At 48.2% G+C, this 11539-nt stretch carries 9 protein-coding genes, 3 tRNA genes and 3 other RNA genes; 5 read left to right on the forward strand and 10 right to left on the reverse strand.

The features are described 5' to 3' along the window. Positions 1-59: 59 nt before the first annotated feature. From OGY67_RS04170 to OGY67_RS04205, 8 genes are all read right to left on the reverse strand, one after another. A non-coding RNA gene (locus tag OGY67_RS04170) (RtT sRNA) lies at positions 60-190 on the reverse strand. Between the two features lie 44 nt (positions 191-234). Next, positions 235-319, reverse strand: a tRNA-Tyr gene (locus OGY67_RS04175). A gap of 34 nt (positions 320-353) precedes the next feature. Then, positions 354-485: non-coding RNA, RtT sRNA (locus OGY67_RS04180), on the reverse strand. A 44-nt stretch (positions 486-529) separates the two neighbouring features. Continuing rightward, positions 530-614, reverse strand: a tRNA-Tyr gene (locus OGY67_RS04185). A gap of 34 nt (positions 615-648) precedes the next feature. Continuing rightward, a non-coding RNA gene (locus OGY67_RS04190) (RtT sRNA) lies at positions 649-780 on the reverse strand. Between the two features lie 44 nt (positions 781-824). Next, positions 825-909 (reverse strand) — tRNA-Tyr (locus OGY67_RS04195). Between the two features lie 156 nt (positions 910-1065). Continuing rightward, positions 1066-1908, reverse strand: a complete 843-nt coding sequence (gene purU, locus OGY67_RS04200) for a formyltetrahydrofolate deformylase (protein ID WP_003020737.1) — start codon at positions 1906-1908, stop codon at positions 1066-1068. 55 nt (positions 1909-1963) lie between these two features. After that, the gene (locus tag OGY67_RS04205) at positions 1964-2419 is read right to left on the reverse strand and encodes a YchJ family protein (RefSeq protein ID WP_008784957.1); all 456 of its coding nucleotides are present in this window, start codon (positions 2417-2419) and stop codon (positions 1964-1966) included. A 111-nt stretch (positions 2420-2530) separates the two neighbouring features. Between OGY67_RS04205 and rssA the strand changes: the two genes are divergently transcribed. The 3 genes from rssA (at position 2531) to galU (ending at position 5659) form a co-directional block, all read left to right on the forward strand. Continuing rightward, positions 2531-3442, forward strand: coding sequence for a patatin-like phospholipase RssA (gene rssA, locus OGY67_RS04210; RefSeq protein ID WP_286573545.1), 912 nt, complete (start codon positions 2531-2533; stop codon positions 3440-3442). A 90-nt stretch (positions 3443-3532) separates the two neighbouring features. After that, a complete protein-coding gene (rssB, locus tag OGY67_RS04215) occupies positions 3533-4546 on the forward strand; it encodes a two-component system response regulator RssB (protein ID WP_032943688.1) in 1014 nt (337 codons plus the stop codon). Between the two features lie 204 nt (positions 4547-4750). Beyond that, positions 4751-5659: a UTP--glucose-1-phosphate uridylyltransferase GalU gene (gene galU / locus OGY67_RS04220; protein ID WP_003020727.1), complete on the forward strand. Its 909-nt coding sequence runs from the start codon at positions 4751-4753 to the stop codon at positions 5657-5659. 136 nt (positions 5660-5795) lie between these two features. Here the strand turns inward: galU and hns are convergent, their stop codons facing one another. Beyond that, entirely contained in the window at positions 5796-6209 is a 414-nt protein-coding gene (gene hns / locus OGY67_RS04225; RefSeq protein ID WP_003020723.1) for a histone-like nucleoid-structuring protein H-NS, read from the reverse strand. Positions 6210-6819: 610 nt separating this feature from the next. Between hns and tdk the strand changes: the two genes are divergently transcribed. Next, positions 6820-7437, forward strand: a complete 618-nt coding sequence (tdk, locus tag OGY67_RS04230) for a thymidine kinase (RefSeq protein ID WP_008784954.1) — start codon at positions 6820-6822, stop codon at positions 7435-7437. Between the two features lie 236 nt (positions 7438-7673). On the opposite strand, the gene adhE is transcribed toward tdk, so the two are convergent. Then, positions 7674-10352 carry a bifunctional acetaldehyde-CoA/alcohol dehydrogenase gene (adhE, locus tag OGY67_RS04235; RefSeq protein ID WP_008784953.1) on the reverse strand — a complete coding sequence of 893 codons (2679 nt, stop codon included), beginning with the start codon at positions 10350-10352 and terminating at the stop codon, positions 7674-7676. 486 nt (positions 10353-10838) lie between these two features. Here adhE and ychE point away from each other — a divergent pair, with 486 nt between their 5' ends. Next, positions 10839-11486, forward strand: coding sequence for an NAAT family transporter YchE (gene ychE / locus OGY67_RS04240; RefSeq protein ID WP_003020714.1), 648 nt, complete (start codon positions 10839-10841; stop codon positions 11484-11486). The last annotated feature ends 53 nt before the right edge of the window (positions 11487-11539 follow it).

Raw genomic sequence — 11539 nt, forward strand, 5'->3', positions numbered from 1 at the left:
GCGCATCAGGCAAATAAAAGGCATTGCTGAGGAATTGAGTGTGTTGCTTTATGAAGTGATGGTGGTGGGGGAAGGATTACTCAGCGCTACGCGCTTCGCCCTTCGGGTCGTTGCCTGCGGCAACGCTTTCTCGCTACGCTCGAATCGAACCTTAGTCGAAACTTCTCATCCTTCCCGCATGGGCGGAATATGGGGCATTAGAGATTGATTTACTGTTGGTGCTTTATGAAGTGATGGTGGTGGGGGAAGGATTCGAACCTTCGAAGTCGATGACGGCAGATTTACAGTCTGCTCCCTTTGGCCGCTCGGGAACCCCACCAGGGGTAATTCAAATTGTAGGCAGTGCTAGAAGATGGTGGTGGGGGAAGGATTATTCGTCGCTTCGCTCCTCACCCTTCGGGTCGTTGCCGTTGGCAACGTTCTCTCGCTTTCGCTCGAGTCGAACCTTAATCGAAGGCTCTCACCCTTCCCCGACAAGTGCAAACTTCTGCATTACTCACCGGGATAACTGCATCGCTGTAGTAAATAATGGTGGTGGGGGAAGGATTCGAACCTTCGAAGTCGATGACGGCAGATTTACAGTCTGCTCCCTTTGGCCGCTCGGGAACCCCACCAGGGGTAATTCAAATTGTAGGCAGTGCTAGAAGATGGTGGTGGGGGAAGGATTATTCGTCGCTTCGCTCCTCACCCTTCGGGTCGTTGCCGTTGGCAACGTTCTCTCGCTTTCGCTCGAGTCGAACCTTAATCGAAGGCTCTCACCCTTCCCCGACAAGTGCAAACTTCTGCATTACTCACCGGGATAACTGCATCGCTGTAGTAAATAATGGTGGTGGGGGAAGGATTCGAACCTTCGAAGTCGATGACGGCAGATTTACAGTCTGCTCCCTTTGGCCGCTCGGGAACCCCACCACGGGGTAATGCTAATTACTGGCCTGCTTCCGTTGGAAGCGGGGCGCATCATATCAAATGATGCGCCCCTGTAAAGCATTCCGTTGATAAAAAAGAACTGGTTGCCTGATTTTTACACGTAAAGATGTAAAGGTAACCAATTAACTTATCAATCGATTACAGAATAATCGTTCGGTTACCGTAAACAAAGACGCGTTGAGCCAGAACCTGATACAGCGCACGGCTTAATACATTTTTTTCAACGTCGCGACCCGCGCGCATCATATCTTCGGCAGTGTAGGTGTGATCAACATGGATCACGTCCTGCATAATGATTGGGCCTTCATCGAGGTTATCATTCACGTAGTGGGCCGTCGCGCCGATGATCTTCACGCCACGCTCATAAGCCTGATGGTACGGACGAGCACCAATGAATGCTGGCAGGAATGAATGGTGAATATTGATAATTTTATTCGGAAAGCGTGAAACAAATGTCGGGGTCAGAACGCGCATGTATTTAGCCAGCACGACATAGTCCGGCTGGTGGGCGTCGATAGCATCAGCCATTTTCTGATCATGTTCGTCACGTGTTAAACCTTCATGGCTCACCAGCTCAAACGGAATATCAAACCGTTCAACCAGAGGACGCAAGGTCTCGTGATTGCCGATCACCGCGGCGATTTCAACATCCAGCCCGCCATAATTGGCCTTCATTAATAAATCGCCCAGGCAATGCGCTTCCTTGGTGACCAAAATGACGATGCGGCGGCGGCCTGCTGGGGTTAATTCACGAATCGAGCCTTCAGGTAAGGCGCTGTCCAGATCGGCAAGCAGCGTGACGTCGTTAAAAATGCCCTCCAGTTCGGTGCGCATAAAAAAGCGTCCGGTACGGTGGTCCACAAACTCATTGTTCTGCACGATGTTCAGTTCATGCTTGTAACAGATATTCGTAATGCGCGCGATCAGACCTTTTTGGTCCGGGCAAATAGTACGCAGCACTTTTCGTTGTAATGAATGCATTTGCAGCGGTGATCCTGTTGAGAATGTTTGCAAAATTGATACTGTCGGGCGTTGATTAGCCGCAGCACTTTTTAAATTTTTTACCTGAGCCACAAGGGCAGGTATCGTTTCGTCCAATTTGAGGGCGTGTACCGTCTATATAGTACCACTGACCGTTTTCTTTTAAAAAACGAGAGCGCTCGATAATTGCACCTGTTTTACCTTGTTCAGAAAACCGTGCGACAAAACTGACGTAGCCGATATTTTCTGTGTCTGCCGTCTCTTGTTCAAAAACGGTCAGTCCAAGCCATTCGGTATGAGTAAATCCTGCGATAATGTCGTCGCGAAACTCGGCCGCATGACAATCCGGATGCCAGGTCCTGATAAGGTAATCTGCGTCTTTCATCACAAAAGCACAGTAACGAGAACGCATGAGGTGTGACGGCGTAGGTGCTACTTGCGCGCCGGACACATAACGGTAGCAACATAGGCTATACTCGACAGCGCTACCACAGGGACAAAGCTGAGACACAAAGTACTCCCTGGAATATAAAAACGGCGTAAAAACGCCAGAGTGGCACTATGTTAACTGAGCGGTAGCGATGTTGCTATGTCTGCAAGCCAGGGGAAGTTTGTACGTATAATGAGAAAAATAAAAATTGGGCTGGCGCTAGGTTCCGGCGCGGCGCGAGGTTGGTCGCATATTGGCGTTATTAAAGCCCTTAAGCATATGGGTATTGATGTTGATATCGTGGCAGGGTGCTCCATCGGTTCGTTGGTTGGCGCTGCCTACGCCTGCAATAAGCTGCCTGCTCTCGAAAAGTGGGTCTGTTCTTTCAGCTATTGGGATGTTTTACGGTTGATGGATCTCTCGTGGCGCAGGGGAGGTTTACTTCGCGGTGAACGGGTATTCAATCAGTACCGTAATGTGATGCCGGTAGAAGCAATTGAGCAATGTACTCGCCGTTTCGCAACAGTGGCTACCAATCTGAGTACGGGTCGGGAACTTTGGTTCACCGAAGGTGATTTACATCTGGCTGTCCGGGCCTCCTGCAGTATTCCTGGCTTGATGTCACCTGTGGCGCACAATGGTTACTGGCTGGTCGATGGTGCGGTGGTGAATCCTGTCCCTGTCTCCCTGACTCGCGCGTTGGGTGCCGATATTGTTATAGCGGTCGACCTGCAACACGATGCGCATCTCATGCAACAAGATTTACTCTCCTTCAACGTCAATAGCGATGCCGAATCGGGTGATGATGCTGACGAACTCTCATGGCATGCCCGTCTGAAAGAACGCTTGAGCAACATTACGGCCAGGCGTGCAGTAACTGCACCCACGGCGATGGAGATTATGACGACGTCTATTCAGGTTCTGGAAAACCGACTGAAACGTAACCGCATGGCCGGTGACCCTCCAGACATTCTGATTCAGCCGTTTTGTCCACAAATATCCACGCTGGATTTTCACCGCGCCAGTGCGGCAATTGCTGCCGGGCAGTTAGCGGTCGAGAAGAAAATGGATGAGCTTCAACCCCTGGTGAAAACCAACGTCTAACGCATTTTTTATCAACACTTAAGCTAATTCTGACAGGCGTGAGTGGCAATAGCATGCCACTATTTATTAAAGCCAGTCAGGGGGGAGAATATGACGCAGCCATTGGTCGGAAAACAGATTCTTATCGTTGAGGATGAGCCGGTATTTCGCTCACTCATGGACTCATGGTTTTCCTCTTTGGGAGCGACAACGGCGGTAGCTGGTGACGGACTTGAAGCACTGGACTTGCTTGGGCATTTTAAACCTGACCTGATGATCTGCGACCTGGCTATGCCAAGAATGAACGGTCTCAAACTCGTTGAGTATTTACGCAATCGTGGCGATCAGACCCCGATACTGGTGATTTCTGCGACGGAAAACATGTCCGACATAGCCAAAGCGTTACGACTCGGTGTGGATGACGTCCTGTTGAAGCCGGTGAAAGACCTTAATCGCTTGCGAGAAACCGTCTTTGCCTGTCTTTATCCCAATATGTTTAATTCACGTGTGGAAGAAGAAGAGCGGCTATTTCGCGACTGGGATGCGATGGTGGACGATCCTGCCGCCGCCGCGAAGCTGCTAAAAGAATTACAGCCTCCGGTGTCGCAAGTGATTTCGCACTGTCGCATTAACTATCGACAATTGGTGGCAGCCGACCAACCAGGGCTGGTGCTGGATATTGCGCCGCTGTCGGATCATGACCTTGCATTCTATTGCCTTGATGTGACGCGTGCAGGGGATAATGGCGTGCTGGCTGCATTATTACTGCGGGCGCTATTTAATGGTTTACTGCAGGAGCAACTGACACAACAAAATCAACGGTTGCCAGAGCTAGGTACGCTATTGAAACAGGTAAATCATTTGTTGCGGCAAGCCAATTTACCAGGGCAGTTTCCCTTGCTGGTGGGGTATTACCACAGCGGATTAAAAAATCTGATTCTGGTATCGGCAGGGCTGAATGCGACATTAAATACAGGTTCCCACCAAGTGCAAATCAGCAATGGCGTTCCGCTGGGTACCTTAGGTAATACGTATCTTAATCAGCTGAGCCAACATTGTGAGTCATGGCAATGCCAAATTTGGGGGGCGGGAGGTCGCCTGCGCTTGATGTTGTCTGCAGAATGAACAATTGAGATGCGTGTAAATGAAATTGGTTCACCCTCCCCATGCTGTGAGTGCTACTATCAGCGCCAGTTTTATTCGTATTTATCTTAATTATACCGACGCGCGTCCTTTTCAGACCAGAAGCTTGTCGCTGTACTGATATACTCGGATGCGATACAGAATGATGAACACGTTCAATACATGAACAGTCCAGGAGAGTTTTAAATGGCTGCCCTTAATTCAAAAGTCAAAAAAGCCGTTATCCCGGTTGCGGGATTAGGAACCAGGATGTTACCGGCTACGAAAGCAATCCCGAAAGAGATGCTACCGTTGGTTGATAAGCCATTAATTCAGTACGTCGTAAACGAATGTATTGCTGCGGGCATCACTGAAATTGTACTTGTAACTCACTCGTCTAAAAATTCCATTGAAAACCACTTTGATACCAGCTTTGAACTTGAAGCGATGCTGGAAAAACGTGTAAAACGCCAGCTGCTGGAAGAAGTGCAATCTATTTGTCCGCCACATGTGACTATTATGCAGGTGCGTCAGGGGCTGGCTAAAGGTCTGGGCCACGCGGTATTGTGCGCGCACCCTGTGGTTGGCGATGAACCGGTAGCTGTAATCCTGCCGGACGTAATTCTTGACGAATACGAATCTGATTTATCCCGCGACAACCTTGCCGAAATGATTCATCGTTTTGATGAAACAGGTAGCAGCCAGATTATGGTTGAACCGGTAGAAGATGTTACGGCTTATGGCGTTGTTGATTGTAAAGGCGTTGAATTATCCCCGGGCGAAAGCGTTCCGATGGTTGGCGTGGTTGAAAAACCAAAAGCTGATGTTGCGCCTTCTAATCTGGCCGTTGTGGGTCGTTACGTTCTTAGTGCCGATATCTGGCCTCTGCTGGCTAAAACCCCTCCGGGAGCGGGTGATGAAATTCAGCTGACAGATGCTATCGATATGCTGATTGAAAAAGAGACGGTTGAAGCTTATCACATGAAGGGCAAAAGCCATGACTGTGGTAATAAACTGGGCTATATGCAGGCGTTCGTTGAATATGGTATTCGCCATAATACTCTCGGCGCCGAATTTAAAGCCTGGCTGGAAGACGAGATGGGTATTAAGAAGTAACCTTCTGGTATTATCTGGTCAGAACGGCGCTGTATTAACAGCGCCGTTTTTTTATACCTAATCCGGGTAGGGTTGAACGAAGTACCGGTAAAAAAAATCCCGCCAGTGGCGGGATTTTAAGCAAACTATTTCTGAATTATTCCTTGATCAGGAAATCGTCCAGTTGTTTACCTTGTTCTTCCATCGCTTTTTTGATCACTGCCGGTGTACGACCCTGGCCAGTCCAGGTTTTAGTTTCACCGTTTTCGTCAACATAGCTATATTTAGCCGGACGTGCAGCGCGTTTAGCTTTGGTGCCAGATTTAACAGCAGCCATGCTATTCAGCAATTCGTTCGGATCAATGCCGTCAGCGATCAGCATTTCACGATATTGTTGCAGTTTACGAGTACGTTCTTCAACTTCAGCAGCAGCAGCGCTTTCTTCTTCGCGACGCTCGCTAACTACAACTTCTAATTTTTCCAGCATTTCTTCAAGCGTTTCCAGAGTGCATTCTCTTGCCTGCGCACGAAGAGTACGGATGTTGTTCAGAATTTTAAGTGCTTCGCTCATTGTAGTAATCTCAAACTTATATTGGGGTGGTTTGTTGAGCTAATAATAGAGCGATAAATTCAGTTGTGCAATAGCCAGGAATGTAAGGAATTCAAAATTGCGCTTTATTTAGTATCAGAATTAATTCTCCTGTCTTAAATTCCCCATGATGTTGGGCATAAAAAAGGCTTATTGGCGAGGGGGCTTCTCAGCGGCTGAGAGTAAAAATTCAAGATTCAGGTCACATTTTATGGTGTACAAATAGTATCTCTTTGCAGTGATTTCAACCTTTTGTATTAGTTTTGCTTACGTGAATTCGCTAATACATGGCGACAGTGGGTAGATTCAATAACAATATGGGAAGGGTTTCTTTATTGCCGTATGATGATAAGTGACATTGATAAATTTCATGAGCACTATTTGTGAAAGAGTGTGTATATACGCGTCCGAGCTCAGGCTGTTTGGTCGATGGTTGTATGCTCTCTCACTATCCGTTACTTAAATTCAGGCGGCACTGTGCGAGCTTGCCCGCTCATTTATACGCCTTTGCGGCCAACGCTACACCGACATGTTCGTGAAATATGATACAATCCAGCCCATATTTATTTCCCCTCGTGAGGGCCTTCGGTCAATGGCACAACTATATTTTTACTATTCTGCAATGAACGCAGGTAAGTCGACTGCATTGTTGCAATCTTCGTACAATTATCAGGAACGTGGGATGCGTGCCGTTGTATATACAGCGGAAATTGATGACCGTTTTGGTGCTGGAAAAGTAAGTTCACGTATAGGTCTGTCGTCACCTGCAAAATTGTTTAACCAAAATTCATCATTGTTCGAAGAGATTCGCGCCGAGAATGCGCAGCAAAGAATTCACTGTGTACTGGTCGATGAGTCTCAGTTTCTGACCCGACAACAGGTTTATGAATTATCTGAAGTTGTCGATCAACTGGATATTCCTGTTTTGTGTTACGGCTTACGCACTGATTTTCGTGGTGAGTTATTTGGTGGCAGCGAATACCTGCTTGCTTGGTCAGATAAACTGGTTGAATTAAAGACCATTTGTTTCTGTGGCCGTAAGGCCAGCATGGTATTACGCCTTGATCAGGCTGGAAGACCTTATAACGAGGGCGAGCAGGTGGTTATCGGCGGGAATGAACGCTATGTGTCGGTATGTCGTAAACACTACAAACAAGCGCAGTCTGAGGGCTCTCTGACGGCGATACAAGAACGACACAGCCACGATTAACCCTGTACGCTTCTGAGCGCTTGTAAACACAGGGTAGGCCGGAACCTTCGTCAATGTTCTCTACCCTGTCAGACTCTCTTCTGACAGTTGGTCTCACATCTTCCCGAATACATCTCTTACACTGCCATTCTATTCACATGGTTAAATTGTGTATTCCCCGATTTTCATAACACAAGACGAAAAAAACGGCCCCAATTGGGACCGTTTATGATGAAACTAAAACTTATCTGAGTAAATTAAGCGGATTTCTTCGCTTTCTTTTCTGCTTTCGGTGCAGCTACTGCTTCAGTCTTAGCGGCGGTCTGACCTTCGCTATACTCACGACCGTAGTAGGTATCCAGCAGGATCTGTTTCAGTTCAGAAATCAGCGGGTAACGTGGGTTGGCACCAGTACACTGGTCGTCAAACGCATCTTCAGACAGTTTGTCCACGTGTGCCAGGAAGTCAGCTTCCTGAACGCCAGCTTCACGGATAGACTTAGGAATACCCAGTTCAGCTTTGATTTCTTCCAGCCAACCCAGCAGTTTCTGGATTTTCGCAGCAGTACGGTCGCCCGGTGCGCTCAGACCCAGATGGTCTGCGATTTCAGCGTAGCGACGGCGTGCCTGCGGACGGTCGTACTGGCTGAATGCAGTCTGTTTAGTCGGGTTGTCGTTCGCGTTGTAACGAATAACGTTGCTGATCAGCAGGGCGTTCGCCAGACCGTGAGGAATGTGGAACTGAGAACCCAGTTTGTGCGCCATTGAGTGACATACACCCAGGAAGGCGTTAGCAAACGCGATACCGGCGATAGTTGCTGCACTGTGTACACGCTCACGCGCTACCGGGTTCTTAGAACCTTCATGGTAAGACGCTGGCAGGTTTTCTTTCAGCAATTTCAGCGCTTGCAGAGCCTGACCGTCAGAGAACTCAGAAGCCAGTACTGAAACGTAAGCTTCCAGAGCGTGAGTGACGGCATCCAGACCACCGAACGCACACAGTGACTTCGGCATATCCATAACCAGGTTGGCGTCAACAATCGCCATATCCGGAGTCAGCGCGTAGTCTGCCAGCGGGTATTTCTGGCCTGTTGCATCGTCGGTAACGACCGCAAACGGAGTCACTTCAGAACCGGTACCGGAAGTGGTGGTAACTGCAACCATCTTCGCTTTTACGCCCATTTTCGGGAACTTGTAGATACGTTTACGGATGTCCATAAAGCGCAGTGCCAGTTCTTCGAAGTGAGTTTCCGGGTGCTCGTACATAACCCACATGATTTTCGCGGCGTCCATCGGGGAACCACCACCCAGTGCGATGATTACGTCTGGTTTGAAGGAGTTAGCCAGCTCAGCACCTTTGCGAACAACGGTCAGAGTCGGGTCAGCTTCAACTTCAAAGAACACTTCAGTTTCAACGCCAGCAGCTTTCAGAACGGAGGTGATCTGGTCTGCATAACCGTTGTTGAACAGGAAGCGGTCGGTCACGATCAGCGCACGTTTGTGACCATCGGTAATCACTTCATCCAGTGCGATTGGCAGAGAGCCACGACGGAAGTAGATAGATTTCGGAAGTTTGTGCCACAACATGTTTTCAGCTCGCTTAGCAACGGTTTTCTTGTTGATCAGGTGCTTAGGACCAACGTTTTCAGAGATGGAGTTACCACCCCAGGAACCACAACCCAGTGTTAGGGAAGGTGCGAGTTTGAAGTTGTACAGGTCACCGATACCACCCTGAGAAGCCGGGGTGTTGATCAGGATACGTGCGGTTTTCATCATCTGGCCGAAGTAAGCAACACGTTCTGGCTGGTTGTCCTGGTCAGTGTACAGGCAAGAGGTATGACCGATACCGCCCATCGCAACCAGTTTTTCAGCTTTGATGACTGCGTCTTCGAAGTCCTTCGCACGGTACATTGCCAGCGTCGGAGACAGTTTCTCGTGAGCAAACGGTTCGCTTTCGTCGACAACCTTCACTTCACCGATCAGAATCTTAGTGGTTTCTGGTACGGAGAAGCCTGCCAGTTCAGCAATCTTATATGCCGGCTGACCAACGATAGCTGCGTTCAGCGCGCCATTTTTCAGGATAACGTCCTGAACTGCTTTCAACTCTTTGCCCTGCAGCATGTAGCCGCCGTGAGTCGCAAAACGCTCACGTACTGCATCATATACAGAGTCAACCACGACGACAGACTGCTCAGAAGCACAGATTACGCCGTTATCGAAGGTTTTAGACATCAGAACAGATGCAACAGCACGTTTGATATCAGCGGTTTCGTCGATAACAACAGGGGTGTTACCTGCGCCTACGCCGATAGCCGGTTTACCGGAGCTGTATGCCGCTTTCACCATGCCTGGACCACCGGTCGCAAGGATCAGGTTGATGTCCGGGTGGTGCATCAGCGCGTTAGACAGTTCAACGGAAGGTTGATCGATCCAGCCGATCAGATCTTTCGGTGCGCCAGCAGCGATTGCTGCTTGCAGAACGATGTCAGCTGCTTTGTTAGTTGCATCTTTTGCGCGCGGATGCGGAGAGAAGATGATGGCGTTACGGGTCTTCAGGCTGATCAGTGATTTGAAGATTGCAGTAGAGGTAGGGTTAGTGGTTGGAACGATACCGCAGATGATACCAATCGGTTCAGCAATGGTAATGGTACCAAAAGTGTCGTCTTCAGACAGCACACCACAGGTTTTTTCGTCTTTGTAAGCGTTGTAAATGTATTCAGAAGCGAAGTGGTTTTTAATCACTTTATCTTCGACAATACCCATGCCGGATTCGGCAACGGCCATTTTCGCGAGAGGAATTCGAGCGTCTGCGGCAGCCAGAGCGGCGGCACGGAAGATTTTGTCAACCTGTTCTTGAGTGAAACTGGCATATTCACGCTGGGCTTTTTTTACGCGCTCTACAAGTGCGTTAAGTTCAGCGACATTAGTAACAGCCATGATGCTCTCCTGATAATGTTAAACTTTTTTAGTAAATCATCTGCTCGATACGAGAGTATAGACAGACCGACGAAAATTTGTGTAATGGTTTGAAAATCAAACGGTTAATTAACGTCCACTTTACTTTGATTTACTAAAAGAGCTTATACTCTAGCGCCTGTTAACTCTAACGCGTTACCTCCAGGTGGCGTAAGCAAGATTACTCACTTCTGAGTAGTAATTGCGTGATCTGGATCAAAAATTCGCAAAGCTGACACCTTTCAGCAGGCCCTTTTAGCGTTTCTCGTTAAGTGTTAATAAATTGACGTAATGAATGCTAATAACATTAGCATATTTAATACATATTAATAACACTGAGTATTGGTAGCGTATTTACATTGATATACGAAGATAGAAGGTGAAGTATGCTGACAAAAGGCGTATCTTCAGCGCGGATTTTATCAATTTTATGACTCATTTTATCCGGCTAACGCTTCGGAGCTAACCGTGATCCAAACGCTATTTGATTTTCCTGTCTATTTTAAATTTTTCATTGGGTTATTTGCGTTGGTCAACCCGGTAGGGATCATCCCCGTCTTTATCAGTATGACCAGCTATCAAACTGCCGCAGCACGAAACAAAACCAACCTCACGGCAAACCTTTCGGTCGCAATCATCCTGTGGACTTCGCTGTTTCTTGGTGATGGTATTCTGCAACTTTTCGGCATCTCAATTGACTCGTTCAGGATCGCTGGCGGTATTCTGGTTGTGACTATCGCGATGTCAATGATTAGCGGAAAACTAGGGGAAGATAAACAAAACAAACAGGAAAAATCAGAAACCGCAATCCGTGAAAGTATCGGCGTTGTACCGTTGGCATTGCCGTTGATGGCGGGACCGGGTGCGATAAGCTCAACTATTGTCTGGGGTACGCGATATCATAGTGCGATTAACCTGTTTGGCTTTTTTGTAGCGATTGCGTTGTTTGCCCTGTGCTGCTGGGGGCTGTTCCGCATGGCACCATGGTTAGTGCGCCTGTTGGGCCAAACCGGTATCAACGTCATTACGCGTATTATGGGGCTGCTGTTAATGGCTTTGGGTATCGAATTTATCGTTACAGGCATCAAATCCATTTTCCCTGGTTTGCTGGCCTGAAACCTTTCTTCTGTGCAAACGGAGTCGTGTCCGGCTCCGTTTCATTTCATTAT

This window comes from Citrobacter sp. Cpo015 (assembly GCF_030333035.1).
GTDB lineage: Bacteria > Pseudomonadota > Gammaproteobacteria > Enterobacterales > Enterobacteriaceae > Citrobacter > Citrobacter portucalensis.